Origin of the sequence: Thauera phenylacetica B4P, assembly GCF_000310225.1 — a bacterium.
Classification (GTDB): domain Bacteria; phylum Pseudomonadota; class Gammaproteobacteria; order Burkholderiales; family Rhodocyclaceae; genus Thauera; species Thauera phenylacetica.
In genome coordinates this window covers 44073-68370 of record NZ_AMXF01000002.1, presented here as the reverse complement: position 1 = coordinate 68370, position 24298 = coordinate 44073, and the positions used below count along the sequence as shown (strand labels likewise).

Genomic DNA, 24298 nt, shown 5'->3' with positions numbered 1-24298 from the left:
TGGCGCGCCGGCGCGGATTGGGCGCCGGCGTCCCAGCCACCGCCCTCGCCGCCGCGCATCGGCGCGTCGCCGCCCTCGCGGCGGCCGAGCATCTTCATCTCGTCGGCGCGGATCTCGGTGGTGTAGCGGTCCTGGCCGCTCTGGTCCTGCCACTTGCGCGTGCGCAGGCTGCCCTCGATGTACACCTGGCTGCCCTTGCGCAGATACTGGCCGGCGATCTCGGCGAGCTTGCCGAAGAAGGCGACGCGGTGCCATTCGGTGGCTTCGCGGCGCTCGCCGGTGTTCTTGTCGCGCCACGTCTCGGTGGTGGCCAGGCGGATGTTGCAGATCGCATCGCCGGAAGGGGCGAAGCGGCTTTCCGGATCGGCGCCGAGGTTGCCGATCAGGATCACTTTATTGACGGATGCCATCCGGATCTCCTTTGCATGCGGTTGCCGGCCGCGTCGTGCGCGCCGGCGTTGAGTGTGGTCGAGCCCGGCTCAGCGCGACGCGCCGGCCGGTGCCGCGCGTAGCGGCGGGGGATTCATGGTGCTCGCCAGCGCGAGCCAGACCAGCGCCAGCGCCGCGCACGACAGGCTCACCGCGGCCGGGCCGAAAGCCTGGCCCAGCCAGCCGCCGAGCACGCCGCCGAGGAACAGGCCGATCGACTGCAGGGTGTTGTAGACGCCCAGCGCCGTGCCCTTGGAGCCGGGCTGCGCGATGCGCGAGATCCACGACGGCTGGGTGGCCTCGAGCACGTTGAAGGCGACGAAGAAGAGCGTCAGCAACAATGCCAATGGTATCAATCCGTCACCGAAAAGCCACAGCCCGATCTGCACGATCGCGAGCAGCACGATGGCGGCGTTGAACACCGGCTTGAGCTTGTCGCGGCGCTCGGCGACGATCACCGCCGGCACCATGACGACGAAGGACAGCAGCACCGCCGGCAGGTAGACCTTCCAGTGCTCGGGCATCGGCAGGCCGCCGCTGGCGACCAGGGCCGAGGGCACCATCACCCACATCGTGGTCTGGATGAGGTGGAGCGCGAACACGCCGAAGTTGAGCCGCATGAGCTGGCCGTCGCGCAGCACGTCGATCAGCCGGCCGGTGGCGCGCGGCACCGGCGGGGCCACCGGCACCGCCCACAGCAGCACGCCGATCGCGCCGGCGGCGAGCACGGCGGTGAGCCAGAAGATGCCGTCCATGCCGACCGCGGCGTAGAGCAGCGGCGCCGCCACCATCGAGAGCGCGAACACGAGGCCGATCGAGGAGCCGATCATCGCCATGACCTTGGTACGGTGCTGGTCGCGGGTGAGGTCGGCGGCGAGCGCGGTGACCGCGGCGGAGATCGCCCCGGCGCCCTGCAGCACGCGGCCGACGATGATCATGTGGATGCCGTCGGCCATCGCCGCGACCACGCTGCCGAGCACGAACAGCACCAGGCCGAAGACGATCACCGGCTTGCGGCCGAAGCGATCGGAGGCGGCGCCGTAGGCGATCTGCAGGCAGGCCTGGGTGAGGCCGTAGGCACCGATCGCCAGGCCCACGAGGGTGAGGTCGTCGCCCCCGGGGATGGTCGCGGCGTGCACCGCGAACACCGGCAGGATCAGGAACAGGCCGAGCATGCGCAGTGCGAAGATCGCCGCCAGGCCCATGCCGGCGCGGCGTTCTTCGCGCGTCATGGCGTCGCGTGCGGGAACGGACATACGGGAGAACCGGCTTCAAGAAAGACCACGATTCTACCATCCCGCCCCGGGCTGCGCGGACCACCTTGGCCTTGCAGCGGCTTCCCGGCGTATATTGGGAAGTTCGCTTTTCCCCGCACGCAGCCATGGACCAGATCCGCATCCGCGGTGCCCGCACGCACAACCTCAGGAACGTCAGCCTCGACCTGCCGCGCAACCGGCTGACGGTGATCACCGGCCTGTCGGGCTCGGGCAAGTCCTCGCTCGCCTTCGACACCCTGTACGCCGAGGGCCAGCGTCGCTACGTCGAGTCGCTGTCGGCCTACGCCCGCCAGTTCCTGCAGCTGATGGAGAAGCCCGACGTCGACCTGATCGAGGGCCTGTCGCCGGCGATCGCAATCGAGCAGAAGGCCACCAGCCACAACCCGCGCTCCACGGTCGGCACGGTCACCGAGATCCACGACTACCTGCGCCTGCTCTACGCACGCGCCGGCACGCCGCACTGCCCGGAGCACCCGCAGCACGCGCTCGAGGCGCAGAGCGTGGCGCAGATGGTCGACCACGTGCTGGCCCTGCCCGAGGACACGAAGCTGATGATCCTCGCCCCGGTGGTGGCCGGGCGCAAGGGCGAGCAGGGCGACCTCTTCGCCGACCTGCGCGCGCAGGGCTTCGTGCGCGTGCGGGTCGACGGCGAGGTGCTGGAGCTCGACGCCCTGCCCGCGCTGGAGAAAGGCCGCCGCCACGACGTCGAGGTGGTGATCGACCGCGTCAAGGTGCGCGCCGACCTGCGCGGCCGCCTGGCGGAGTCCTTCGAGACCGCGCTGACCCATGCCGACGGGCGCGCGCTCGCGGTGGAGATGGATTCGGGGCGCGAGCACCTGTTCTCGGCGCGCTTCGCCTGCCCGGTGTGCGGCTTCGCGCTCGCCGAGCTCGAGCCGCGCCTGTTCTCCTTCAACAACCCGGCGGGCGCCTGCCCCAAGTGCGACGGGCTGGGCGAGGTCGAGTTCTTCGATCCCGTACGCGTGGTGGTCCACCCCGAGCTGTCGCTCGCCTCGGGCGCGATCCGTGGCTGGGACCGGCGCAACCAGTTCTACTTCCAGATGCTGGCGAGCCTGGCGGCGCACTGCGCCTTCGACATCGAGACGCCCTGGGAGGCGCTGCCGGCGCGCGTGCGCGAGATCGTGCTCGACGGCTCGGGGCGGACGAAGATCGCCTTCCGCTACATGGCCGACAACGGCCGCATGGTGCTCAAGGAGCATCCCTTCGAGGGCATCCTGCCCAACCTCGAACGCCGCCTGCGCGAGACCGACGCCGTGGCGGTGCGCGAGGAGCTGTCGAAGTACCGCGCCACCCGCCCCTGCCCGACCTGCCACGGCACGCGGCTGCGCAGCGAGGCGCGCCACGTGCTGGTGGGCGGGCGCGCGCTGCACGAGGTCGGGCACATGCCGCTCGGCGAGTGCCGCGACTTCTTCGCCACGCTGCAGCTCGCCGGCGCGCGCGCCCAGGTGGCCGAGCGCATCGTGCGCGAGATCGCCGACCGCCTCGGTTTCCTGATCGACGTCGGCCTGGACTACCTCTCGCTCGACCGCTCCGCCGACACCCTCTCGGGTGGCGAGGCGCAGCGCATCCGCCTGGCGAGCCAGATCGGCTCGGGCCTCACCGGCGTCATGTACGTACTCGACGAGCCCTCGATCGGCCTGCACCAGCGCGACAACGACCGCCTGCTCGCCACGCTCGCGCGCCTCCGCGACCTCGGCAACACGGTCATCGTGGTCGAGCACGACGAGGACGCCATCCGCAGCGCCGACTACCTGGTGGACATGGGCCCGGGCGCGGGCGAGCACGGCGGCGAGGTGGTCGCGCACGGCACACCGGACGAGGTCATCGCCTCCCCGCGCTCGGTGACCGGCGACTACCTCTCCGGCCGGCGCCGCATCGCCATCCCGGCGCGCCGCGCGCGCCCCGACCCGGAGCGCCAGCTGCGCATCCTCGGTGCAAGCGGCAACAACCTCAAGGCGGTGGACGTGTCGCTGCCCGTCGGGCTGTTCACCTGCATCACCGGGGTGTCGGGCTCGGGCAAGTCGACCCTGATCAACGACACCCTGGCGCGCGCCGCGGCGCACCGGCTCAACGGCGCCGCGACCGAGCCCGCAGCGCACGACGCCATCGAGGGCCTGCAGCACTTCGACAAGCTGATCGACGTCGACCAGTCGCCGATCGGTCGCACGCCGCGCTCCAACCCGGCGACCTACACCGGCCTGCTGACTCCGATCCGCGAGCTCTTCGCCGGCGTGCCGGAGTCGCGCGCGCGCGGCTACAGCCCGGGGCGCTTCTCCTTCAATGTGCGCGGCGGGCGCTGCGAGGCCTGCCAGGGCGACGGCCTGGTCAAGGTCGAGATGCACTTCCTGCCCGACATGTACGTGCCCTGCGACGTCTGCCACGGCCGTCGCTACAACCGCGAGACCCTGGAGATCCGCTACAAGGGGCGGACGATCGACGAGGTGCTGGGGATGACGGTGGAGCAGGCGCTGACGTTCTTCTCCGCGGTCCCCGCCATCGCGCGCAAGCTGGAGACCCTGACGGACGTGGGCCTGGGCTACATCCGCCTCGGGCAGAGCGCCACCACGCTTTCGGGCGGCGAGGCGCAGCGCGTGAAGCTCGCCCTCGAGCTGTCGCGTCGCGACACCGGGCGCACCCTGTACATCCTCGACGAGCCCACCACCGGGCTGCACTTCCAGGACATCGAGATGCTGCTCGCGGTGCTGCAACGCCTGCGCGAGCACGGCAACACCATCGTGGTGATCGAGCACAACCTCGACGTGATCAAGACCGCCGACTGGCTGATCGACATGGGACCGGAGGGCGGCGGCGGCGGCGGTACGGTGGTGTGCTGCGGCACACCCGAAGAGGTCGCCGCGCATCCGGCGAGCCATACGGGCGAGCACCTGCGCAGGGTGCTCGGCGGCTGAGGCCCAAGCCAGGCGGGCCGCCCACCGGCGCCCACCGCTGCGCCGGCGCCCGTCACCCCGGGCGCGCGGCTCAAGCGCTTTCGTAGCCCCGCGGGTTACCGCTCTGCCAGCGCCACGCATCCTCGCACATCGCCTGCAGGTCGCGCTGCGCCCGCCACCCCAGCACCCGCTCGGCTTGCGCAGGGTCGGCCCAGCACGCGGCGATGTCGCCCTGACGGCGCGCGACGATGTCATAGGGCACCGGCCGCGCGCTCGCCGCCTCGAAGGCGCGCACCATCTCGAGCACGCTGTAGCCGCGCCCGGTGCCGAGGTTGAGCGTGGTCACGCCGGGCAGCTCGCCGATACGTTCGAGCGCGCGCAGATGCCCGAGCGCCAGGTCGACCACGTGGATGTAGTCGCGCACCCCGGTGCCGTCCGGCGTCGGGTAGTCGTCGCCGAACACGCGCAGGCGCGGCAGGCGGCCCACCGCGACCTGGCTGACGAAGGGCATCAGGTTGTTGGGCAGGCCGTCGGGATCCTCGCCGATGCGACCGCTGGCGTGCGCGCCCACCGGGTTGAAGTAGCGCAGCAGCACCACATTCCAGCGCGCGTCCGAGGCCGCGAGGTCGCGCAGGATCTGCTCGCCCATGAGCTTGGTCCAGCCATAGGGATTGGTCGCCGTGGTAGCGAAGTCCTCGCGGATGGGCACCGAGGCTGGATCGCCATACACCGTCGCCGAGGAGCTGAACACCATGCGCCGGCATCCGGCCGCATCCATGGCCTGCAGCACCGACAGCAGGCCCTGCAGGTTGTTGTCGTAGTAGGCCAGCGGCTGCGACACCGACTCGCCCACCGCCTTCTTCGCGGCGAAATGGATCACCGCCGCCACCTCGTGTTCCGAGAAGATGCGCGCGAGCACGGCGCGGTCGCGCACATCGCCCTCGACGAAGGCGGCCAGGCGCTTGCCGCCAAGCTCCTCGATCCGACGTACCGCCTCGTAGGATGCGTTGGAGAGGTCATCCACGACCACCACCTCCTGCCCGGCGCCGAGAAGCTCGACGCAGGTATGCGAGCCGATGTAGCCCGCACCGCCCGTCACCAGAGTCACTGCCATCCTTCCACCCTCCTGTCCTGTCCGCACGTGGACGCGCTGCGCACGACGCTAGCACGCACAGGCGAAAAAAAACCGGGCAGAAGCCCGGTCTTTCGTGCGAGTCGCGCTGTTTACGCGGCCTCGGCTTCCTCGACTTCCACCGCTTCGACGTCCGGACGGTCGAGCAGCTCGACGTAGGCCATCGGCGCGTTGTCGCCATCGCGGAAACCGCACTTCAGGATGCGCAGGTAGCCGCCATTGCGGGTGGCGTAGCGCGGGCCCAGCTCGTCGAAGAGCTTGACGACCATGTCGCGATCGCGCAGGCGGTCGAAAGCCAGACGGCGGTTGGCGAGACTGGGCTTCTTGCCCAGGGTGATCATCGGCTCGACCACACGGCGAAGTTCCTTCGCCTTCGGCAGGGTCGTCTTGATGACTTCGTGTTGCAGCAGCGAGTTGGCCATGTTGCGGAACATCGCCTGGCGGTGGCTGCTGGTACGATTCAGCTTGCGAAGACCGTTACGGTGACGCATTTCAATTCCTCACTTGCCCGGCGATTCAACCGAGCTTTTCAAGCCCGGCCGGCGGCCAGTTTTCCAGTTTCATGCCAAGCGTCAGCCCGCGAGAGGCCAACACTTCCTTGATCTCGTTGAGCGACTTGCGGCCCAGGTTCGGGGTCTTCAGCAGCTCGGTCTCGGTGCGCTGGATCAGGTCACCGATGTAATAGATGTTCTCGGCCTTCAGGCAGTTGGCCGAACGCACCGTGAGCTCCAGATCGTCCACCGGACGCAGCAGCACCGGGTCGATGGTCGGCGAGGCAGCCTCGACGCGCTCCGGCGCGGTGCCTTCGAGATCGGCGAAGACGGACAGCTGGTCCATCAGCACACGAGCGGCGTAGCGGATCGCCTCTTCGGGATCCACCGCGCCATTGGTCTCGATGTCGATGATCAGGCGATCCAGGTCGGTGCGCTGCTCGACGCGGGCGCTCTCGACCAGGTAGCTGACGCGGCGCACGGGACCGAAGGAGGCATCGAGCACGACGCGACCGATGGACTTGCTCTCGGCGTTCTCCGGACGAGCATTGCCGGGCACATAGCCGCGGCCTTCCTCGACCTTGATCTGCATGTCGAGCTTGCCGCCCGGCGCGAGGTGGGCGATCACGTGATCGGGATTGATGATCTCGACGTCGTGACCGACCTCGATGTCGGCCGCGGTCACCACGCCCTCGCCGGATTTGGCGAGACGAACGGTGACCTCGCTGCGCCCGTTGAGCTTGAACACCACGCCCTTCAGGTTGAGCAGCAGATCGACGATGTCCTCGCGGACGCCGTCGAGCGTGGAGTACTCGTGAAGCACCCCTTCGATCGTCACTTCGGTCGGCGCGTGGCCGGGAAGCGACGACAGGAGGATGCGCCGAAGCGCATTCCCCAGCGTGTGACCGAAACCGCGCTCGAACGGCTCCATCGTCACCCGCGCCTGGACGGGCGAGGTGCTCTGGACGTCGATGATGCGCGGTTTCAGCAGTGCATTGCTTTGCATCAGCATTTCCTCGGAACTAGAAGAGGATCAGCCCCCCGCTCAGCGGGAGTACAGTTCCACAACCAGGCCTTCGTTGATCGTCGGGGGCAGCTCGCTGCGCACCGGATAGGCCTTGAACGTGCCCTTGCCGGCCTTGGCGTCCACCTCGAGCCACTCGGGGAAGCCGCGCGACTCGGCGGCCTCGAGGGCAGCCTTGACGCGCAGGTGACCACGCGCACGCTCGGTCAGCTCCACCACGTCGCCCGGACGAACCACATACGACGGAATGTTAACGCGCTTGCCATTGACCAGCACGCCGTTGTGACGCACGACCTGGCGCGCTTCGGCACGCGAGGCACCGAAGCCCATGCGATAGGCGACTGCATCCAGGCGGCCTTCCAGCAGCTGGAGCAGGTTCTCGCCGGTCTGACCGCGACGGCGGTCGGCTTCGGCATACACCTTGCGGAACTGGCGCTCGAGCACGCCGTAGATGCGGCGGATCTTCTGCTTTTCACGCAGTTGCACGCCATAGCCCGACAGGCGCTGGCCGGAGCGCTGGCCGTGCTGGCCAGGCGCGTAGGCGCGACGCTCGATGGAGCACTTGTCGGTGAAACACTTTTCGCCCTTCAGAAACAGCTTTTCGCCTTCGCGACGGCACTGACGGCACTTGGGATCGAGATTACGAGCCACTTATCAACTCCTTGTCAGATACGGCGCTTTTTCGGCGGACGGCAGCCGTTGTGCGGAATGGGGGTGATGTCCGTGATGCTGGAAATCTTGATCCCCAGCGCGTTGAGCGCACGAACCGAGGACTCGCGACCCGGGCCGGGGCCCTTGATGCGAACCTCGAGGTTCTTGATGCCGCATTCCTGCGCCACTTTGCCGGCCGCTTCGGCCGCGACCTGTGCAGCGAACGGGGTGCTCTTGCGCGAACCCTTGAAGCCAGCGCCGCCCGAAGTCGCCCACGACAGGGCATTGCCCTGGCGGTCGGTGATGGTGATGATGGTGTTGTTGAAGCTCGCGTGAACGTGCGCGATGCCTTCCGCAACGTTCTTCTTGACCTTCTTGCGAACCTTGGTTCCAGTCTTAGCCATTATCGGATCCTATTACTTCTTGCCGGCGATCGGCTTGCGCGGGCCCTTGCGGGTACGCGCATTGGTGCGGGTGCGCTGACCGCGAAGCGGCAGGCCGCGACGATGACGGACGCCGCGGTAGCAGCCCAGGTCCATCAGTCGCTTGATGTTCATGGTGACTTCACGACGCAGGTCACCTTCGACCACGAAGCGCGCGACTTCGTCACGCAGCTTCTCCATGTCGGTCTCGGTGAGATCCTTGATCTTCACCGAGCGAACGATGCCGGCAGCGTCGCAAATCTTCTGAGCACGCGAACGGCCGATCCCATAGATGGCGGTCAGCGCGATCTCGGCATGCTTGTGATTGGGAATGTTTACCCCAGCAATACGGGCCATCCGTATACCCCGAAACGAAAAACGTTAAATTCTAATGCCTACGGTCGAGTAGATCAACCCTGGCGTTGCTTGTGCCGCGGATCGCTGCAAATGACGCGAACCACACCCTTGCGGCGAATGATCTTGCAGTTGCGGCAGAGCCGCTTCACTGAGGCCTGGACTCTCATGGTCTTGCTCCTGTTTCTTTAAGCTTCACTTGGTCCGGAAAACGATCCGGCCCTTGGTCAGGTCGTAGGGGGTGAGCTGTACGGTCACCTTGTCGCCGGGGAGGATGCGGATGTAGTGCATCCGCATCTTTCCGGAGATGTGTCCGAGGACCATGTGACCGTTTTCGAGCCTGACGCGGAACGTTGCATTGGGAAGGTTCTCGGTGACCTCACCTTGCATCTCGATGACATCTTCCTTCGCCATGCGCTCACCTGCCGGGCAGACCCGCCCCCTTGAAATTCGCCTTCTTCAGCAGACTCTCGTATTGGTGCGACATCACGAACGCCTGGACCTGGGCCATGAAGTCCATCGTGACGACCACGAGGATCAGCAGCGAAGTGCCGCCGAAATAGAACGGGACGTTCCACTTCAGGATCAGGAACTCAGGCAGCAGGCAGACGAGGGTGATGTAGATCGCCCCTGCCAGCGTCAGCCGCATGAGAATCTTGTCGATATAGCGCGCGGTCTGGTCACCGGGACGGATCCCGGGTACGAAGGCACCGCTCTTCTTCAGGTTGTCCGCAGTTTCGCGGGCATTGAACACCAGCGCCGTGTAGAAGAAGCAGAAGAACACGATCGCCACCGCATACAGCATCACGTAGATCGGCTGGCCGGGCGACAGCGTGGATGCGATGTCGCGCAACCAGTACATGCCCTCCGAAGAGCCGAACCACTGCCCCAGCGTCGCCGGGAACAGGATGATGCTGGAGGCGAAGATCGGCGGGATCACGCCCGACATGTTCAGCTTCAGCGGCAGGTGCGAGCTTTGCCCGCCATACACCTTGTTGCCGACCTGGCGCTTCGCGTAGTTGACCAGGATCTTGCGCTGGCCACGCTCCACGAACACCACGAAGGCCGTCACCAGCACCACCAGGATGCAGATGAAGAGGGCGGTGAAGGGATGCATCGCGCCGGTTCTCACCAGTTCGAACAGCCCGCCGATCGCACTCGGGAGACCCGCGATGATGCCGGCGAAGATGATCATCGAGATGCCGTTGCCGATGCCGCGCTCGGTGATCTGCTCACCCAGCCACATCAGGAACATGGTCCCGGTCACCAGCGTCGCCACGGTCACGAAGCGGAACATCAGCCCCGGCTCGAGAACGAGCCCGGCCTGCCCTTCCAGCGCGATCGCGATGCCCAGCGACTGGGCGAGCGCGAGCACCAGCGTGCCGTACCGCGTGTACTGCGTGATCTTGCGTCGTCCGGCCTCGCCTTCCTTCTTCAACGCCTCCAGCGTCGGCACCGCCACGGTCATCAACTGCATGATGATGGACGCGGAGATGTAGGGCATGATGCCCAGCGCGAAGATGGTGAAGCGCGACAGGGCGCCACCCGAGAACAGGTTGAACACGCCCAGGATGCCGCCCTGCTGGGACTGGAACAGCTCGGCCAGCCCCTGCGGGTCGATTCCCGGAACCGGGATGTGCGCACCGATGCGATAGACGATCAGCGCGCCCACCAGGAACAGCAGGCGACGCTTGAGATCGCCGAACCGACCGGGGCTTCCCAGCGTGGCAGCAGGATTCGCCACAACCGTATCCTTCTGTTACTCGGCCGCCACAGAGCCGCCGGCGGCTTCGATCGCCGCCTTCGCACCCTGGGTGGCACCGACACCGCGCAGAACCACCTTGCGGCTGATCGAACCGGAAAGCACGACCTTGGCCGACAGCGCGTCGGCGGCGATCACGCCGGCCTGCTTCAGCGTCAGCAGATCGACCTCGTCGACCGGCAGCTTGTCGAGCTCGGACAGACGCACCTCGACGTTGCGGGCACGCGTCAGCGACACGAAGCCACGCTTCGGCAGGCGACGCTGCAGCGGCATCTGACCGCCCTCGAAACCGACCTTGTGGAAACCGCCGGCGCGGGACTTCTGACCCTTGTGGCCGCGGCCGCAGGTCTTGCCCAGGCCGCTGCCGATGCCACGACCGACTCGACGCGCGACCTTCTTCGAGCCCTCACCGGGCTTGATGCTATTCAGGCGCATTTCAACCCTCGCACTTGAGCAGGTAGGACACCTTGTTGATCATCCCGCGCACCTCGGGGCTATCCGCCAGCTCGACCGAGTGGTTGAGCCGACGCAGACCGAGGCCGCGCACGGTGGCGCGGTGGGACTGCTTGGTGCCGATCACGCTCTTGACGAGCGTCACCTTGATTTTCTTGTCCGACATCTCTTACCCCAGGATCTCTTCGACGGACTTGCCGCGCTTGGCAGCGATTTCCGCCGGGGTGTTGATCGCCATCAGGCCGTTGATCGTGGCACGGACGACGTTGTACGGATTGGCGGAGCCGATGCACTTGCAGATCACGTCGGTCACGCCCATGACTTCGAACACGGCGCGCATCGGACCGCCGGCGATGATGCCGGTACCGGCCGGAGCGGGCTGCATCAGCACCGAAGCGGCGCCATGCTTGCCCATCACGGTGTGCTGCAGGGTGCCGTTCTTGAGCGAGACCTTGCGCATCTTGCGACGCGCTTCGTCCATCGCCTTCTGCACCGCCACCGGCACTTCGCGGGACTTGCCCTTGCCCATGCCGATCGCGCCGTCGCCGTCGCCGACCACGGTCAGGGCGGCGAAGCCGAGGATACGACCGCCCTTGACGACCTTGGTCACGCGATTGATCGCGACCATTTTTTCCTTCAGGCCGTCATCGCGCTCGTCGGAGGCTTGCGCACGTTTGGTTTGCTGCTTGGCCATACGATTCCTCGCTTAGAACTTGAGACCGCCTTCGCGGGCGGCCTCGGCCAGCGCCTTCACGCGGCCGTGATACAGGAAGCCCGAGCGGTCGAAGGACACCTGCTCGACGCCGGCAGCCTTGGCGCGCTCGGCAATCAGCTTGCCGACCGCTTCGGCCGCGGCCTTGTTGCCGCCGTTGGCGACCTGGGCACGCACGTCCGGCTCCACGGTGGAAGCCGCCGCGAGCACGCGGGAACCGCAACCGGAGATGATCTGGGCGTAGATGTGGCAGTTGGACCGGAACACCGTCAGGCGAACCGCCTTGAGCTCCGCAATCTTGGCGCGAGTTTTGCGCGCACGGCGAAGACGAGTTTCTTTCTTGTTCATGACGAACCGCCTTACTTCTTCTTGGTTTCCTTGAGCACCACCACCTCGTCCGAATAACGGACGCCCTTGCCCTTGTAGGGTTCGGGAGCGCGGTAGGCACGCACCTCGGCAGCGACCTGGCCGACCTTCTGCTTGTCGGAACCCTTGATCACGATTTCGGTCTGGGTCGGGGTCTCGACCTTCACGCCTTCCGGCATCTGGTGGACCACCGGATGCGAGAAACCGAGCGACAGGTTGAGCTTGTCGTCCTGGGCCTGTGCGCGATAACCCACGCCGACCAGGTTGAGCTTGCGCTCGAAGCCCTTGGTCACGCCGGTCACCATGTTGTTAACCAGGGCGCGCACGGTGCCGGACATGGCGCGGGCGTTCTCGACGCCTTCACGCGCCTTGCACACCACCGCATCCCCTTCACGGACCACGCTGACCTCGCCGGTCAGCGGCTGCCGCAGGGTGCCCAGGGGCCCCTTCACTGCGATCTCGGCGTCGGAAATCATCACTTCCACGCCTTGCGGGATCGCCACCGGATTCTTGGCTACACGAGACATCGTATCCCCCTTAGGCGACGAGGCAGATGACTTCGCCACCGACGCGGTTAGCGCGCGCCGAGCGGTCGGTCATCACGCCACGCGGCGTGGAAACGATGGCCACGCCGAGACCGTTCATCACGCGCGGCAGATCGTCGCTGCCCTTGTAGATGCGCAGGCCTGGACGGCTCACGCGCTCCAGGCGCTCGATGACCGGACGACCGGCGTAGTACTTGAGGGTGACGTCGAGCGAAGCCTTGCCGGCCTCGTCACGGACGGCGAAGCCGTCGATGTAACCCTCGTCTTGCAACACCTTGGCGATCGCAACCTTCAGCTTGGACGAAGGCATCGACACCGAAGCCTTCTGGGCCTGCTGGCCGTTGCGGATGCGCGTCAGCATGTCGGCGATCGGATCGGACATACTCATCTTCGAATTCTCCTTACCAGCTCGCCTTGGTCATGCCAGGCACTTCGCCGCGGAAAGCGATCTCGCGCAGCTTGTTGCGGCACAGACCGAACTTGCGGAAGACACCACGCGGGCGCCCGGTCAGCGCGCAGCGGTTACGCTGGCGAGTCGGGTTGGCGTTGCGCGGCAGTTGCTGCAGGGCCAGGCGGGCAGCCATGCGTTCTTCTTCGGACAGACTGGTGTCCTTGACCTTCGCGACCAGGGCGGCGCGCTTGGCGGCATACTTTTCCACCAGCATCGCACGCTTCGCTTCGCGGTTGATCAGAGCGAGTTTCGCCATATCACCCTCAATTCTTGAACGGGAACTTGAACGCGCCGAGGAGAGCACGGGCTTCCTCGTCGGTCTTCGCCGTCGTCGTGATGCTGATGTTCATCCCGCGCAGCGCGTCGATCTTGTCGTACTCGATCTCGGGGAAGATGATCTGCTCTTTCACGCCGAGGTTGTAGTTGCCACGACCGTCGAAACCCTTGGCACCGATCCCGCGGAAGTCGCGGACGCGCGGCAGCGCGATCGTGATCAGGCGATCGAGGAACTCGAACATGCGCGGACCACGCAGGGTCACCATGCAGCCGATCGGATAGCCGTCACGGATCTTGAAACCCGCGATCGACTTGCGCGCCTTGGTCGAAACCGGCTTCTGACCCGCGATCTTGGTCATGTCGCCCATGGCGTGCTCGAGAATCTTCTTGTCGCCGACAGCCTCACCGACACCCATGTTGAGGGTGATCTTGGTGATGCGCGGCACTTCCATGACGGACTTGTAGCCGAACTGCTGCTGCAGCGCCGGCGCGACTTCGTCCTTGTAAACCTGTTGCAAGCGAGCCATCGTCACTCCTTAGGCGTTCACCAGCTCGCCGTTCGACTTGAAGAAGCGGACCTTGCGGCCGTCTTCAAGCGTCTTGATCCCGATGCGATCACCCTTTTGGGTGGCGGGATTGAACAGCGCGACGTTCGACACATGGATCGGCATCTCCTTCTCGACGATGCCACCCACTTCACCCTTCAGCGGATTCGGGCGCACATGCTTCTTCACCCGGTTCACGCCCTCGACCACGACGCGCTCGTCATCGACGCGGCGCAGCACGGTGCCGCGTCGACCACGATCCTTGCCCGTCAGCACCAAAACTTCGTCACCCTTGCGGATCTTGTTCATCTCTGGACTCCTCAGAGCACTTCGGGCGCCAGCGAGACGATCTTCATGAACCGCTCGGTGCGCAGCTCGCGCGTGACCGGCCCGAAGATACGGGTGCCGATCGGCTCGAGCTTGTTGTTCAGGAGCACGGCCGCATTGCTGTCGAACTTGATCAGCGAACCATCGGGACGACGAACGCCCTTGGCGGTGCGAACGACGACCGCGTTATAGACGTCGCCTTTCTTGGCACGACCACGCGGCGCGGCATCCTTCACGGTGACCTTGATGATGTCGCCGACGCCGGCATAGCGGCGCTTCGAACCACCCAGGACCTTGATGCACATCACCGAGCGCGCGCCGGAGTTATCGGCGACGTCCAGCTTGGACTGCATTTGAATCATGAAAGTATCTCCAACTTATCCCGCATGCGCGGACAGTCTTGGAACCCGTCAGGGTAGGATACCCCGAGCGAGCCCCGGAGCAAAGAGGCAAAATTATAACAGCCTGGCACCGGGGTGCCAAGCTGTTTCTTTGCTACTCGCTGCTTGCAACTCGAATCAGATGATCGTCGCCTTCTCGAGCACCTTGGCCACACGCCAGGTCTTGGTGCGCGAGATCGGACGGCACTCCTCGATCTCGACCAGGTCGCCCTGGGCCGCGACGCCGTCCTCGACGTGCGCGTGGTACTTCGCCGAACGGGTGATGATCTTGCCGTACAGCGGGTGCTTGACCCGGCGCTCGACCAGAACGGTCACCGTCTTCTGCATCTTGTCACTCACCACACGCCCAACCAGCGCGCGGCGAACCTTCTCGACGTTCTCGCTCATTGCTGACCCGCCTTTTCCCGCAGGATGGTGCGCACGCGCGCGATGTCGCGGCGAACCTTCCCGATCTGACTCGTGTTGCCGAGTTGCTGCGTGGCGTGCTGCATGCGCAGCGAAAACTGGGCCTTCAGCAGCTCGATCAGTTCCTTGTTCAACTCGTCGGCGCTCTTGGCGCGGAGTTCCGTAGCGTTCATGTTCAACCCCCAATCAGTCGGGTGACGAACACGGTCTCGATCGGCAGCTTGGCGGCAGCCAGGCGGAAGGCCTCGCGCGCCAGGGCCTCGTCAACCCCGTCCATCTCGTACAGCACCTTGCCCGGCTGGATCTCTGCAACCCAGTATTCGGGGTTGCCCTTGCCGTTACCCATGCGGACCTCGGCCGGCTTCTTCGAAATCGGCTTGTCCGGGAAAATCCGGATCCAGATGCGACCGCCACGCTTGATGTGACGGGTCATCGCACGACGGGCCGACTCGATCTGGCGGGCGGTCAGGCGACCGCGACCGATGGCCTTGAGGCCATACTCGCCGAACGACACCTTGGCGCCACGAGTGGCGACGCCGGTGTTGCGACCCTTCTGCTCCTTCCGATACTTCCTTCTAGTCGGCTGCAGCATCATTCACTCCTGCTTTCTTCTTGCCGGCCTTCGCCACGACGGGCGGGGCGGCGACCCGGACGCTCACCGTCACGCGGGGCGCCACGACGGCCACGGCGGTTGTCGGCTTCCGGCTCGGCGGCCACGGGCTGCTCGTTGCGGCCCAGCATCTCGCCCTTGAACACCCACACCTTGATGCCGATGATGCCGTAGGTCGTCTTGGCCTCGGAAACACCGTAATCGATGTTGGCGCGCAGGGTGTGCAGCGGCACACGGCCTTCGCGATACCACTCGGTGCGGGCGATCTCCGCACCGTTCAGGCGGCCGGCGCTCATGATCTTGATGCCCTGGGCACCGAGGCGCATGGCGTTCTGCATCGCGCGCTTCATGGCGCGACGGAACATGATGCGCTTCTCGAGCTGCTGGGCGATCGAGTCGGCGATCAGCTTGGCGTCGAGTTCGGGCTTGCGCACTTCCTCGATGTTCACGTGGACCGGCACGCCGACGATCTTCTGGAGATCGCGCTTGAGCGCCTCGATGTCCTCGCCCTTCTTGCCGATGACGACGCCCGGACGGGCGCTGTACAGGGTGACGCGGGCGTTCTTGGCGGGACGCTCGATAACCACACGGCCGACCGAAGCGTGCGCGAGGCGCTTCTTCAGGTAGTCGCGGACCTTGAGGTCCTCGTGCAGCATGCCGGCGTAGTCCTTGCTGTTGGCGAACCAGCGCGAGCCCCAGTCACGCGTGACGGCGAGGCGGAACCCGGTGGGATGGATTTTCTGACCCATGTTTACTCCTTACTCGCCAACGGTCAGGTAGACGTGGCAGGTGGGCTTCAGGATGCGGTTGCCGCGACCCTTCGCACGCGCGGTGAAGCGCTTGAGCGTCATGCCCTCTTCCACGTGAATGGTCTTGACCTTCAGCGCGTCGATGTCGGCACCGTCGTTGTGCTCGGCGTTGGCGATCGCCGACTCGAGCACCTTGCGGATGATCTTCGCGCCCTTCTTGGGCGAGAAGGCCAGGGTGTCGAGCGCACGGCCGACAGGCATGCCGCGGACCAGGTCGGCCACGAGGCGGCCCTTCTGGGCCGACAGCCGAACGCCACGGAGAATAGCTTTGGTTTCCATGTCGTCCCCTTAACGCTTGGCCTTCTTGCTGGCCGCATGACCCTTGAAGGTCCGCGTCAGCGCGAATTCGCCCAGCTTGTGACCGACCATGTTCTCGGTCACGAACACCGGAATGTGTTGCTTGCCGTTGTGCACCGCGATCGTCAGACCGATGAAATCGGGCAGGATCGTGGAGCGGCGCGACCAGGTCTTGATCGGGCGCTTGTCGTTGCTCGTCCGAGCCGCGTCGACCTTCTTGAGCAGGTGCGCGTCGATGAACGGGCCTTTCTTGATAGAACGTGCCATCTTTTACCCCTTAACGCTTGTGACGACGCTGCACGATCATGCCGTCGGTGCGCTTGTTCGAACGCGTCCGATAGCCCTTGGCCGGCGTGCCCCACGGGCTGACCGGTTCGCGCGCCTCGCCGGTACGGCCTTCGCCGCCACCGTGCGGGTGGTCCACCGGGTTCATCGCCACACCGCGGACGGTCGGGCGAATGCCGCGCCAGCGGTTCGCACCGGCCTTGCCGATCTTGCGCAGGCCATGCTCGCCGTTGCCGACCTCACCGATGGTCGCGCGGCACTCGACGTGCACGCGGCGGATCTCGCCGGAACGCAGGCGGAGCTGGGCGTACGAGCCTTCGCGGGCGAGCAGCTGCACCGAGGTGCCGGCGGCGCGCGCGAGCTGGGCACCCTTGCCGGGGACCATCTCGATGCAATGGATCGTCGAGCCGACCGGGATGTTGCGGATCGGCAGGGTGTTACCCGGCTTGATGGGCGCTTCGACACCGCTGATCAGCTGCTGACCGACTTCGACACCGCGCGGAGCGATGATGTAGCGGCGCTCGCCGTCGGCGTAGCACAGCAACGCGATGTGCGCGGAGCGGTTCGGGTCATACTCGATACGCTCAACCTTGGCCGGGATGCCGTCTTTGTTGCGACGGAAATCGACCAGGCGATAGTGCTGCTTGTGACCGCCACCCTGGTGGCGCATCGTCACGCGGCCGTAGTTGTTGCGACCGGCGTTCTTGGTCTGCTTCTCGATCAGCGCGTCGACCGGGCGACCCTTGTACAGATCGGGGTTCACCACCTTGACCTGGGCGCGACGACCGGCAGACGTAGGCTTCAGTTTAACGATTGCCATGATCTATCACTCCCCAGCCGCAAAGTTGATTTCCTGGCCCGGCTTCAGGCACACGAAAGCCTTCTTCCAGTCCTTGCGGCGACCCATGGTCTTGCCAAAGCGCTTGGCCTTGCCCTTCACGTTCAGGATCTGGACCGACTTCACCTCGACCTTGAACAGCGACTCGACCGCCGCCTTCACTTCGGGCTTGGTCGCGTCGGACGCAACCTTGAACACCACTTGCTCGTTCTTGTCGGCGACGAAGGTCGCCTTCTCGGAGATCTGCGGGGCGAGCAGCACCTGCAGCAGACGTTCCTGACTGATCGCGCTCATTGCCACGCTTCCTCCATCTTCGCCAGCGCGCCCTTGGTGACGAGCACCTTGGGGAAACGCACGAGCGACACCGGATCCGCCTCGCTCACTTCCAGCACCAGGACCTGGTGAAGGTTGCGCGAGGACAGGAACAGGTTCTCGTCGATTTCGTCGGTGATGACCAGGACCGAATCCAGGCCCATCCCCTTGAGCTTCTGCGACAGCAGGCGGGTCTTCGGCGCCTCGACGCTGAAGTTCTCGACCACCGCCAGACGATCCTCGCGAGCCAGCTGCGACAGGATCGCAGCCACGCCGGCACGGTACATCTTGCGGTTGACCTTCTGGCTGAAGTTCTCGTCCGGGGAGTTCGGGAAGATCTTGCCGCCGCCACGCCACAGCGGGCTCGACGCCATACCAGCGCGGGCGTTGCCCGTACCCTTCTGGCGGAACGGCTTGCGGGTCGACTTGGCGATCTCGGAGCGACCCTTCTGCTTGCGGTTGCCGGAACGGGCGTTCGCAAGATAGGCGGTCACGACCTGGTGCACCAGGGCTTCGTTGTAGTCACGGCCGAACAGCACGTCCGACGCTTCGAGCGTCGACGCTGCCTGACCCTGATCGTTCAAGAGTTTCAATTCCATTGCGCGCTCCTCAGGCCTTGACCGCCGGACGGACGACGACGTCGCCACCCTTGGCACCCGGCACCGCACCCTTCACAAGAAGGAGCTGGCGCTCGACGTCCACACGAACGATCTCGAGACCCTGCGTGGTGCGCTGGACATTGCCGTACTGGCCTGCCATGCGCTTGCCGGGGAACACACGACCCGGATCCTGGGCCATGCCGATCGAACCCGCCGAGTTGTGCGAGATCGAGTTACCGTGCGAAGCGCGGTTCGACGAAAAGTTGTGACGCTTGATCGGACCCGAGAAGCCCTTACCGATCGTCACACCGGTGACGTCAACCTTCTGGCCGACCTGGAAGAGGTCCGCACCGATCGCATCACCGGCGTTCATGCCACCGGCCTGCTCGGGTTCGACGCGGAATTCCTTGGTGCCGCGGCAGGGTTCGACGCCCGCCTTGGCAAGATGACCCGCGACCGGCTTGGTGATGCGGCTGGCGCGGCGCTTGCCATAAGCAATCTGCACCGCGGCGTAGCCGTCGGTGTCGATCGTCTTGATCTGGGACACACGATTGTCCGACACGTCAAGCACCGTCACCGGGATGGTCTTGCCATCCTCGGCGAAGATGCGAGTCATGCCGACCTTGCGTCCAACAAGGCCTAGACTCATTTTCTTCTCCTGAATCCCGGTTGCGATTGACCGGGGGTCACAATTAATGCGCCAAAAGGCACAAAGGCCGGATTATACCGGCCTGTTCGAAACTTCCGCAAGCAGTGCGTGCTTACTGGAGCTTGATCTCGACATCCACGCCCGCGGGCAGGTCCAGCTTCATCAGCGCGTCGACCGTCTTGTCGGTCGGATCGATGATGTCCATCAGGCGCTGGTGGGTGCGGATCTCCATCTGGTCGCGCGAGGCCTTGTTGACGTGCGGCGAGCGCAGCAGGTCGAAGCGCTCGATGCGGGTCGGCAGCGGCACGGGACCACGGACCACGGCGCCGGTGCGCTTGGCGGTCTCGACGATCTCGAGCGCCGACTGGTCGATCAGGCGGTAGTCGAAGGCTTTCAGGCGGATGCGGATCTTCTGGTTCTGCATGATGTTTGTCCTAAAGAGCTGGTACTGCGAAAAAAGAGCGCAAAGAGCGATGGGGCGACTCCGCCGGAGCCGCCCCGGATCGAGCGATTACTCGATGATCTTGGCGACGACGCCGGCGCCGACGGTACGGCCACCTTCGCGGATCGCGAAGCGCAGGCCTTCTTCCATGGCGATCGGGGCGATCAGCTTGACGGTGATCGACACGTTGTCGCCCGGCATGACCATCTCGGTGCCTTCGGGCAGCGAGATCGAACCGGTCACGTCGGTGGTGCGGAAGTAGAACTGCGGGCGGTAGTTGTTGAAGAACGGGGTGTGACGACCACCCTCTTCCTTCGACAGCACGTAGATCTCGCCGGTGAAGTGGGTGTGCGGGGTGATCGAACCCGGCTTGCACAGCACCTGGCCACGCTCGACGTCTTCACGCTTGGTGCCGCGCAGCAGCACGCCGACGTTGTCGCCGGCCTGACCCTGGTCGAGCAGCTTGCGGAACATCTCGACGCCGGTGCAGGTGGTCTTGACGGTCGGCTTGATGCCGACGATCTCGATTTCCTCGCCGACCTTGACGATGCCACGCTCGACACGACCGGTCACCACGGTGCCACGGCCCGAGATCGAGAACACGTCCTCGATCGGCAGCAGGAAGGGCTTGTCGATCGCACGCTCGGGGGTCGGGATGTAGCTGTCCAGCGCATCGGCCAGGCGCAGGATGGCCGGCTCGCCGATGTCGGACTGGTCGCCCTCGAGCGCCTTCAGCGCCGAGCCCTTGACGATGGGGATGTCGTCACCCGGGAAGTCGTACTTCGACAGCAGCTCGCGCACTTCCATCTCGACGAGTTCCAGCAGTTCCTCGTCGTCGACCATGTCGCACTTGTTCAGGAACACGATGATGTACGGCACACCGACCTGACGCGCCAGCAGGATGTGCTCGCGGGTCTGCGGCATCGGGCCGTCAGCGGCCGAGCACACCAGGATCGCGCCGTCCATCTGGGCAGCACCGGTGATCATGTTCTTGACATAGTCGGCGTGACCCGGGCAGTCCACGTGCGCGTAGTGGCGCGAGGCGGTCTCGTACTCGACGTGCGCGGTGTTGATGGTGATGCCGCGCGCCTTCTCTTCCGGTGCCGCATCGATCTGGTCGTAGGCCTTCGCCTCGCCGCCGAACTTCTTCGACAGGATGGTGGTGATCGCAGCGGTCAGCGTGGTCTTGCCATGGTCGACGTGGCCGATGGTGCCGACGTTGACGTGCGGTTTGGTACGTTCGAACTTACCCTTCGCCATGTTCTCGAGTCCTTGAGTTGAGGTTGCTGAATAAGGTTGCGGTCTGGGTTACTTGCGGCTGCTGATCACGGCCTCGGCCACGCTCTTCGGCGCCTCGGAGTAGTGCTTGAACTCCATGGAGTAGGTCGCACGACCCTGGGTCAGCGAGCGCAGCTGGGTAGCGTAACCGAACATCTCGGCCAGCGGCACCTCGGCCTTGATCTCCTTCATGCCGCCGGGGATGTCGTCCATGCCCTGGACGATGCCGCGACGACCGGAGAGGTCGCCCATCACGTTGCCCATGTAGTCTTCCGGCGTCTCGACGACCACGGCCATCATCGGCTCGAGCAGCACCGGGCTGGCCTTGCGCATTGCGTCCTTGAACGCCATCGAGCCGGCCATCTTGAACGCGTTTTCGTTCGAGTCGACGTCGTGGTACGAACCGAAGTGCAGCGTGACCTTGACGTCCACCACCGGGAAGCCGGCGAGCACGCCGTTCGGGATGGTCTCCTGGATGCCCTTGTCGACCGCCGGGATGTATTCGCGCGGAACCACGCCGCCCTTGACCGCATCGACGAACTCGTAACCCTTGCCCTGCTCTGCCGGCTCGAGGTTGATGACGACGTGGCCGTACTGGCCGCGGCCGCCCGACTGCTTGACGAACTTGCCTTCGACGTCCATCGCCGCCTTGCGGATGGTCTCGCGGTAGGCCACCTGCGGGGCGCCCACGTTGGCTTCGACGTTGAACTCGCGCTTCATGCGGTCGACGATGATCTCGAGGTGCAGCTCGCCCATGCCCGAGATGATGGTCTGGCCCGACTCCTCGTCGGTGCGCACGCGGAAGGACGGATCCTCGGCCGCCAGGCGCGACAGCGCGAGGCCCATCTTTTCCTGGTCGCTCTTGGTCTTCGGCTCGACGGCGACGTGGATCACCGGGTCCGGGAAGACCATGCGCTCGAGGATCACCGGGGCGCTCAGGTCGCACAGCGTCTCGCCGGTGGTGACGTCCTTCAGGCCGACCACCGCGGCGATGTCGCCCGCGAGCACTTCCTTGATCTCTTCACGATCGTTGGCGTGCATCTGCAGGATACGGCCGATGCGCTCCTTCTTGCCCTTCACCGAGTTCAGCACGGTGGAGCCCGACTCGAGCACGCCCGAATAGACGCGGATAAAGGTCAGCTGACCCACGAACGGGTCGGTCATCAGCTTGAACGCCAGCGCCGAGAACTTCTCGTCGTCCTTGGCGTAGCGCACCACTTCCTTCTCGTCGTCGTCCACGCCGGCAACAGGCGGGATGTCGATCGGCGAGGGCAGGTACTGGATGACCGCGTCGAGCATGCGCTGCACGCCCTTGTTCTTGAACGCGGTGCCGCACAACATCGGCTGGATCTCGCAAGCGAGGGTGCGCGCGCGCAGGCCGGCGATGACCTCTTCCTCGGAAAGCTCGCCTTCCTCGAGGTACTTGTTCATCAGCTCTTCGTTGGCCTCGGCGGCCGCCTCGACCATGCTGGCACGCCACTCCTCGGCGGTACCCAAGAGTTCGGCGGGAATCTCACCGTACTCGAACTTCATACCCTGGGAGGCCTCGTCCCAGATGATCGCCTTCATCTTGAGCAGATCGACGACACCCTTGAAGGTGTCTTCGGCGCCGATCGGGATCACCACCGGGACGGGGTTGGCCTTCAGGCGGGTCTTCATCTGGTCGACGACCTTGAAGAAATTCGCGCCCGAGCGGTCCATCTTGTTCACGAAGGCCAGACGCGGCACCTTGTACTTGGTGGCCTGGCGCCACACCGTCTCGGACTGCGGCTGCACGCCACCCACGGCGCAGTACACCATGCACGCCCCGTCGAGCACGCGCATCGAACGCTCCACCTCGATGGTGAAGTCCACGTGTCCCGGGGTGTCGATGATGTTGAAGCGGTGCTCGGGGTAGGACTGATCCATGCCCTTCCAGAAGCAGGTCACCGCAGCCGAGGTGATGGTGATGCCGCGCTCCTGCTCCTGAACCATCCAGTCGGTCGTGGCCGCGCCGTCATGCACCTCACCCAGCTTATGGCTCACGCCGGTGTAGAAGAGGATACGCTCGGTCGTAGTCGTCTTGCCTGCGTCGATGTGAGCGGAGATACCGATGTTGCGGTAACGCTCGATGGGTGTCTTGCGAGCCACGTTATACCTGCCTTCTGTTGTGCGCGCTGTTGGCACGCTGAACGAATTCTTGCGTTAGAAAACAATCGAGCCCTTCACAGGGCCCGAGATACCGCTACCGAGAAAAATCAGAAGCGGTAGTGCGAGAACGCCTTGTTGGCTTCGGCCATGCGGTGAACTTCTTCACGCTTCTTCATGGCGGAACCGCGGCCTTCGGAGGCCTCGAGCAGCTCGCCGGCGAGGCGCTGGGCCATCGACTTCTCGGCGCGCTTGCGGGCGGCCTCGCGCAGCCAGCGCATGGACAGGGCCATGCGGCGGGACGGGCGAACCTCGACCGGGACCTGGTAGTTGGCACCACCGACGCGGCGGCTCTTGACCTCGACCACCGGCTTGACGTTCGCGACCGCGACCGAGAAGACCTCGAGCGGATCCTTGCCGGACTTGGACGAGATGTGATCGAACGCGCCATAGACGATGCGCTCTGCGACGGACTTCTTGCCCGACTGCATGATCACGTTGATGAACTTGGAGACGTCCTGATTACCGAACTTGGGATCCGGCAGGACTTCGCGCTTGGGTACTTCACGACGACGCGGCATGGCAACCTCTGGCTAAATTTCTGTGACCAACAATCAGGCTTTCTTCGGGCGCTTGGCACCGTACTTCGAGCGCGACTGCTTGCGATCCTTGACGCCCTGGAGGTCGAGCGAACCGCGGACGATGTGGTAGCGCACACCCGGGAGGTCTTTCACACGACCGCCACGGATCAGCACGACCGAGTGCTCCTGCAGGTTGTGACCCTCACCGCCGATGTACGAGATGACCTCGAAACCGTTGGTCAGGCGCACCTTGGCGACCTTACGCAGCGCCGAGTTCGGCTTCTTCGGGGTCGTGGTGTAGACGCGGGTGCAGACGCCGCGCTTCTGCGGACAAGCCTCGAGTGCCGGAACCTTGCTCTTGGCAACTTCCAGTTGGCGCGGCTTGCGAACAAGCTGATTGATTGTTGGCATAGCTTAAGAATTTCCCATAAGACCGCGGCAGCCCACCATGGGCCGCCGCGGGCGGATTATTCCGGCTGAGACTGACTACGATTGGTCAGCCCACAAAAAAGAGGCCGGAGTTTAGTCCGAGACTGTCCGAA

General features: G+C 65.2%; 37 protein-coding genes. 1 reads left to right on the top strand and 36 read right to left on the bottom strand.

Annotated elements, in window-relative coordinates; translation table 11 throughout:
- The coding region (ssb, locus tag C667_RS01330; protein WP_004355350.1) for a single-stranded DNA-binding protein at nt 1–410 on the bottom strand (410 nt) is incomplete at its 3' end.
- A gap of 69 nt (nt 411–479) precedes the next feature.
- Nucleotides 480–1661, bottom strand: coding sequence for an MFS transporter (locus C667_RS01325; protein ID WP_039920520.1), 1182 nt, complete (start codon nt 1659–1661; stop codon nt 480–482).
- Between the two features lie 149 nt (nt 1662–1810).
- Here C667_RS01325 and uvrA point away from each other — a divergent pair, with 149 nt between their 5' ends.
- Nucleotides 1811–4633 carry an excinuclease ABC subunit UvrA gene (uvrA, locus tag C667_RS01320; protein WP_004355347.1) on the top strand — a complete coding sequence of 941 codons (2823 nt, stop codon included), beginning with the start codon at nt 1811–1813 and terminating at the stop codon, nt 4631–4633.
- Between the two features lie 70 nt (nt 4634–4703).
- Here the strand turns inward: uvrA and galE are convergent, their stop codons facing one another.
- From galE to rpsL, 34 genes are all read right to left on the bottom strand, one after another.
- Nucleotides 4704–5726, bottom strand: a complete 1023-nt coding sequence (galE, locus tag C667_RS01315) for a UDP-glucose 4-epimerase GalE (RefSeq protein WP_004355346.1) — start codon at nt 5724–5726, stop codon at nt 4704–4706.
- 110 nt (nt 5727–5836) lie between these two features.
- Nucleotides 5837–6235: a 50S ribosomal protein L17 gene (rplQ, locus tag C667_RS01310; RefSeq protein WP_004355345.1), complete on the bottom strand. Its 399-nt coding sequence runs from the start codon at nt 6233–6235 to the stop codon at nt 5837–5839.
- 25 nt (nt 6236–6260) lie between these two features.
- Nucleotides 6261–7241 carry a DNA-directed RNA polymerase subunit alpha gene (locus tag C667_RS01305; protein WP_004355342.1) on the bottom strand — a complete coding sequence of 327 codons (981 nt, stop codon included), beginning with the start codon at nt 7239–7241 and terminating at the stop codon, nt 6261–6263.
- 39 nt (nt 7242–7280) lie between these two features.
- On the bottom strand, nt 7281–7910 hold the full coding sequence (gene rpsD / locus C667_RS01300) for a 30S ribosomal protein S4 (RefSeq protein ID WP_004298462.1): 630 nt from the start codon (nt 7908–7910) through the stop codon (nt 7281–7283).
- Between the two features lie 14 nt (nt 7911–7924).
- A complete protein-coding gene (gene rpsK / locus C667_RS01295) occupies nt 7925–8314 on the bottom strand; it encodes a 30S ribosomal protein S11 (protein WP_002931621.1) in 390 nt (129 codons plus the stop codon).
- A 12-nt stretch (nt 8315–8326) separates the two neighbouring features.
- Complete coding sequence (gene rpsM, locus C667_RS01290) at nt 8327–8689, bottom strand: 30S ribosomal protein S13 (protein ID WP_004355340.1); 363 nt, start codon at nt 8687–8689, stop codon at nt 8327–8329.
- 53 nt (nt 8690–8742) lie between these two features.
- Nucleotides 8743–8856, bottom strand: a complete 114-nt coding sequence (rpmJ, locus tag C667_RS24540; protein ID WP_002931619.1) for a 50S ribosomal protein L36 — start codon at nt 8854–8856, stop codon at nt 8743–8745.
- Nucleotides 8857–8881: 25 nt separating this feature from the next.
- Nucleotides 8882–9100: a translation initiation factor IF-1 gene (infA, locus tag C667_RS01285; protein WP_002931617.1), complete on the bottom strand. Its 219-nt coding sequence runs from the start codon at nt 9098–9100 to the stop codon at nt 8882–8884.
- Nucleotides 9101–9104: 4 nt separating this feature from the next.
- Nucleotides 9105–10430, bottom strand: coding sequence for a preprotein translocase subunit SecY (secY, locus tag C667_RS01280; protein WP_004355339.1), 1326 nt, complete (start codon nt 10428–10430; stop codon nt 9105–9107).
- A 15-nt stretch (nt 10431–10445) separates the two neighbouring features.
- Nucleotides 10446–10883, bottom strand: coding sequence for a 50S ribosomal protein L15 (rplO, locus tag C667_RS01275; protein WP_004355337.1), 438 nt, complete (start codon nt 10881–10883; stop codon nt 10446–10448).
- Nucleotide 10884: 1 nt separating this feature from the next.
- Nucleotides 10885–11067 carry a 50S ribosomal protein L30 gene (rpmD, locus tag C667_RS01270; RefSeq protein ID WP_004355335.1) on the bottom strand — a complete coding sequence of 61 codons (183 nt, stop codon included), beginning with the start codon at nt 11065–11067 and terminating at the stop codon, nt 10885–10887.
- Between the two features lie 3 nt (nt 11068–11070).
- Nucleotides 11071–11595, bottom strand: coding sequence for a 30S ribosomal protein S5 (rpsE, locus tag C667_RS01265; RefSeq protein WP_004298449.1), 525 nt, complete (start codon nt 11593–11595; stop codon nt 11071–11073).
- 12 nt (nt 11596–11607) lie between these two features.
- Nucleotides 11608–11961 carry a 50S ribosomal protein L18 gene (gene rplR, locus C667_RS01260; RefSeq protein ID WP_004298448.1) on the bottom strand — a complete coding sequence of 118 codons (354 nt, stop codon included), beginning with the start codon at nt 11959–11961 and terminating at the stop codon, nt 11608–11610.
- A gap of 11 nt (nt 11962–11972) precedes the next feature.
- Entirely contained in the window at nt 11973–12506 is a 534-nt protein-coding gene (rplF, locus tag C667_RS01255) for a 50S ribosomal protein L6 (protein ID WP_039920517.1), read from the bottom strand.
- A gap of 10 nt (nt 12507–12516) precedes the next feature.
- The gene (gene rpsH, locus C667_RS01250; protein ID WP_004298444.1) at nt 12517–12912 is read right to left on the bottom strand and encodes a 30S ribosomal protein S8; all 396 of its coding nucleotides are present in this window, start codon (nt 12910–12912) and stop codon (nt 12517–12519) included.
- 13 nt (nt 12913–12925) lie between these two features.
- A complete protein-coding gene (gene rpsN, locus C667_RS01245; RefSeq protein ID WP_004355331.1) occupies nt 12926–13231 on the bottom strand; it encodes a 30S ribosomal protein S14 in 306 nt (101 codons plus the stop codon).
- A 7-nt stretch (nt 13232–13238) separates the two neighbouring features.
- Nucleotides 13239–13778, bottom strand: a complete 540-nt coding sequence (rplE, locus tag C667_RS01240) for a 50S ribosomal protein L5 (RefSeq protein ID WP_004355329.1) — start codon at nt 13776–13778, stop codon at nt 13239–13241.
- A 9-nt stretch (nt 13779–13787) separates the two neighbouring features.
- Nucleotides 13788–14105: a 50S ribosomal protein L24 gene (gene rplX, locus C667_RS01235; RefSeq protein WP_004355327.1), complete on the bottom strand. Its 318-nt coding sequence runs from the start codon at nt 14103–14105 to the stop codon at nt 13788–13790.
- A gap of 11 nt (nt 14106–14116) precedes the next feature.
- A complete protein-coding gene (rplN, locus tag C667_RS01230) occupies nt 14117–14485 on the bottom strand; it encodes a 50S ribosomal protein L14 (RefSeq protein WP_004298438.1) in 369 nt (122 codons plus the stop codon).
- A gap of 156 nt (nt 14486–14641) precedes the next feature.
- Nucleotides 14642–14911, bottom strand: a complete 270-nt coding sequence (gene rpsQ, locus C667_RS01225) for a 30S ribosomal protein S17 (protein WP_004298435.1) — start codon at nt 14909–14911, stop codon at nt 14642–14644.
- Nucleotides 14908–15102 (bottom strand): 50S ribosomal protein L29, encoded by a 195-nt coding sequence (rpmC, locus tag C667_RS01220; RefSeq protein WP_004355324.1) that lies wholly within the window; start codon nt 15100–15102, stop codon nt 14908–14910. Before rpmC ends, rpsQ begins: the two co-directional genes overlap by 4 nt.
- Nucleotides 15103–15104: 2 nt before the next feature.
- A complete protein-coding gene (gene rplP, locus C667_RS01215; RefSeq protein WP_004298431.1) occupies nt 15105–15521 on the bottom strand; it encodes a 50S ribosomal protein L16 in 417 nt (138 codons plus the stop codon).
- Complete coding sequence (gene rpsC, locus C667_RS01210) at nt 15521–16288, bottom strand: 30S ribosomal protein S3 (protein ID WP_004355322.1); 768 nt, start codon at nt 16286–16288, stop codon at nt 15521–15523. Before rpsC ends, rplP begins: the two co-directional genes overlap by 1 nt.
- Before the next feature lie 9 nt (nt 16289–16297).
- A complete protein-coding gene (gene rplV, locus C667_RS01205; RefSeq protein ID WP_002931589.1) occupies nt 16298–16627 on the bottom strand; it encodes a 50S ribosomal protein L22 in 330 nt (109 codons plus the stop codon).
- A 9-nt stretch (nt 16628–16636) separates the two neighbouring features.
- A complete protein-coding gene (gene rpsS, locus C667_RS01200; protein ID WP_004258198.1) occupies nt 16637–16912 on the bottom strand; it encodes a 30S ribosomal protein S19 in 276 nt (91 codons plus the stop codon).
- Between the two features lie 10 nt (nt 16913–16922).
- Complete coding sequence (gene rplB / locus C667_RS01195) at nt 16923–17750, bottom strand: 50S ribosomal protein L2 (RefSeq protein WP_004355319.1); 828 nt, start codon at nt 17748–17750, stop codon at nt 16923–16925.
- A 6-nt stretch (nt 17751–17756) separates the two neighbouring features.
- Nucleotides 17757–18062 (bottom strand): 50S ribosomal protein L23, encoded by a 306-nt coding sequence (rplW, locus tag C667_RS01190; protein ID WP_002931584.1) that lies wholly within the window; start codon nt 18060–18062, stop codon nt 17757–17759.
- Nucleotides 18059–18679: a 50S ribosomal protein L4 gene (rplD, locus tag C667_RS01185; RefSeq protein ID WP_004355318.1), complete on the bottom strand. Its 621-nt coding sequence runs from the start codon at nt 18677–18679 to the stop codon at nt 18059–18061. Before rplD ends, rplW begins: the two co-directional genes overlap by 4 nt.
- Before the next feature lie 10 nt (nt 18680–18689).
- Nucleotides 18690–19328 (bottom strand): 50S ribosomal protein L3, encoded by a 639-nt coding sequence (rplC, locus tag C667_RS01180; RefSeq protein ID WP_004355317.1) that lies wholly within the window; start codon nt 19326–19328, stop codon nt 18690–18692.
- A 112-nt stretch (nt 19329–19440) separates the two neighbouring features.
- Nucleotides 19441–19752: a 30S ribosomal protein S10 gene (gene rpsJ / locus C667_RS01175; protein ID WP_004332388.1), complete on the bottom strand. Its 312-nt coding sequence runs from the start codon at nt 19750–19752 to the stop codon at nt 19441–19443.
- An 87-nt stretch (nt 19753–19839) separates the two neighbouring features.
- Entirely contained in the window at nt 19840–21030 is a 1191-nt protein-coding gene (tuf, locus tag C667_RS01170) for an elongation factor Tu (protein WP_004355307.1), read from the bottom strand.
- A 48-nt stretch (nt 21031–21078) separates the two neighbouring features.
- Nucleotides 21079–23178, bottom strand: a complete 2100-nt coding sequence (gene fusA, locus C667_RS01165; protein WP_004355316.1) for an elongation factor G — start codon at nt 23176–23178, stop codon at nt 21079–21081.
- Nucleotides 23179–23285: 107 nt separating this feature from the next.
- Nucleotides 23286–23756 carry a 30S ribosomal protein S7 gene (gene rpsG / locus C667_RS01160; RefSeq protein ID WP_004298416.1) on the bottom strand — a complete coding sequence of 157 codons (471 nt, stop codon included), beginning with the start codon at nt 23754–23756 and terminating at the stop codon, nt 23286–23288.
- Nucleotides 23757–23789: 33 nt separating this feature from the next.
- Complete coding sequence (gene rpsL, locus C667_RS01155; protein WP_004298415.1) at nt 23790–24167, bottom strand: 30S ribosomal protein S12; 378 nt, start codon at nt 24165–24167, stop codon at nt 23790–23792.
- Nucleotides 24168–24298: the final 131 nt, after the last annotated feature.

Excerpts from the sequence above, each read along its gene's own strand:
- tuf (WP_004355307.1), bottom strand. The coding sequence starts at position 21,030 with ATGGCGAAGGGTAAGTTCGAACGTACCAAACCGCACGTCAACGTCGGC.
- rplC (WP_004355317.1), bottom strand. The coding sequence starts at position 19,328 with ATGAGTCTAGGCCTTGTTGGACGCAAGGTCGGCATGACTCGCATCTTC.
- rpsE (WP_004298449.1), bottom strand. The coding sequence starts at position 11,595 with ATGGCCAAGCAGCAAACCAAACGTGCGCAAGCCTCCGACGAGCGCGAT.
- rpsN (WP_004355331.1), bottom strand. The coding sequence starts at position 13,231 with ATGGCGAAACTCGCTCTGATCAACCGCGAAGCGAAGCGTGCGATGCTG.
- rplR (WP_004298448.1), bottom strand. The coding sequence starts at position 11,961 with ATGAACAAGAAAGAAACTCGTCTTCGCCGTGCGCGCAAAACTCGCGCC.
- rpsG (WP_004298416.1), bottom strand. The coding sequence starts at position 23,756 with ATGCCGCGTCGTCGTGAAGTACCCAAGCGCGAAGTCCTGCCGGATCCC.
- uvrA (WP_004355347.1), top strand. The coding sequence starts at position 1,811 with ATGGACCAGATCCGCATCCGCGGTGCCCGCACGCACAACCTCAGGAAC.
- rpsQ (WP_004298435.1), bottom strand. The coding sequence starts at position 14,911 with ATGAGCGAGAACGTCGAGAAGGTTCGCCGCGCGCTGGTTGGGCGTGTG.
- C667_RS01305 (WP_004355342.1), bottom strand. The coding sequence starts at position 7,241 with ATGCAAAGCAATGCACTGCTGAAACCGCGCATCATCGACGTCCAGAGC.
- rplN (WP_004298438.1), bottom strand. The coding sequence starts at position 14,485 with ATGATTCAAATGCAGTCCAAGCTGGACGTCGCCGATAACTCCGGCGCG.
- rpsC (WP_004355322.1), bottom strand. The coding sequence starts at position 16,288 with ATGGGTCAGAAAATCCATCCCACCGGGTTCCGCCTCGCCGTCACGCGT.
- rplW (WP_002931584.1), bottom strand. The coding sequence starts at position 18,062 with ATGAGCGCGATCAGTCAGGAACGTCTGCTGCAGGTGCTGCTCGCCCCG.
- rpsK (WP_002931621.1), bottom strand. The coding sequence starts at position 8,314 with ATGGCTAAGACTGGAACCAAGGTTCGCAAGAAGGTCAAGAAGAACGTT.
- rpmD (WP_004355335.1), bottom strand. The coding sequence starts at position 11,067 with ATGTCGGACAAGAAAATCAAGGTGACGCTCGTCAAGAGCGTGATCGGC.
- rplE (WP_004355329.1), bottom strand. The coding sequence starts at position 13,778 with ATGGCTCGCTTGCAACAGGTTTACAAGGACGAAGTCGCGCCGGCGCTG.
- rplP (WP_004298431.1), bottom strand. The coding sequence starts at position 15,521 with ATGCTGCAGCCGACTAGAAGGAAGTATCGGAAGGAGCAGAAGGGTCGC.
- rpsH (WP_004298444.1), bottom strand. The coding sequence starts at position 12,912 with ATGAGTATGTCCGATCCGATCGCCGACATGCTGACGCGCATCCGCAAC.
- rpsJ (WP_004332388.1), bottom strand. The coding sequence starts at position 19,752 with ATGCAGAACCAGAAGATCCGCATCCGCCTGAAAGCCTTCGACTACCGC.
- rplF (WP_039920517.1), bottom strand. The coding sequence starts at position 12,506 with ATGTCTCGTGTAGCCAAGAATCCGGTGGCGATCCCGCAAGGCGTGGAA.
- rplO (WP_004355337.1), bottom strand. The coding sequence starts at position 10,883 with ATGCGCCTGAATAGCATCAAGCCCGGTGAGGGCTCGAAGAAGGTCGCG.
- rplX (WP_004355327.1), bottom strand. The coding sequence starts at position 14,105 with ATGAACAAGATCCGCAAGGGTGACGAAGTTTTGGTGCTGACGGGCAAG.
- rpsL (WP_004298415.1), bottom strand. The coding sequence starts at position 24,167 with ATGCCAACAATCAATCAGCTTGTTCGCAAGCCGCGCCAACTGGAAGTT.
- rpsM (WP_004355340.1), bottom strand. The coding sequence starts at position 8,689 with ATGGCCCGTATTGCTGGGGTAAACATTCCCAATCACAAGCATGCCGAG.
- rpmC (WP_004355324.1), bottom strand. The coding sequence starts at position 15,102 with ATGAACGCTACGGAACTCCGCGCCAAGAGCGCCGACGAGTTGAACAAG.
- C667_RS01325 (WP_039920520.1), bottom strand. The coding sequence starts at position 1,661 with ATGACGCGCGAAGAACGCCGCGCCGGCATGGGCCTGGCGGCGATCTTC.
- rplB (WP_004355319.1), bottom strand. The coding sequence starts at position 17,750 with ATGGCAATCGTTAAACTGAAGCCTACGTCTGCCGGTCGTCGCGCCCAG.
- galE (WP_004355346.1), bottom strand. The coding sequence starts at position 5,726 with ATGGCAGTGACTCTGGTGACGGGCGGTGCGGGCTACATCGGCTCGCAT.
- rplV (WP_002931589.1), bottom strand. The coding sequence starts at position 16,627 with ATGGAAACCAAAGCTATTCTCCGTGGCGTTCGGCTGTCGGCCCAGAAG.
- rpmJ (WP_002931619.1), bottom strand. The coding sequence starts at position 8,856 with ATGAGAGTCCAGGCCTCAGTGAAGCGGCTCTGCCGCAACTGCAAGATC.
- rplD (WP_004355318.1), bottom strand. The coding sequence starts at position 18,679 with ATGGAATTGAAACTCTTGAACGATCAGGGTCAGGCAGCGTCGACGCTC.
- rpsS (WP_004258198.1), bottom strand. The coding sequence starts at position 16,912 with ATGGCACGTTCTATCAAGAAAGGCCCGTTCATCGACGCGCACCTGCTC.
- rplQ (WP_004355345.1), bottom strand. The coding sequence starts at position 6,235 with ATGCGTCACCGTAACGGTCTTCGCAAGCTGAATCGTACCAGCAGCCAC.
- infA (WP_002931617.1), bottom strand. The coding sequence starts at position 9,100 with ATGGCGAAGGAAGATGTCATCGAGATGCAAGGTGAGGTCACCGAGAAC.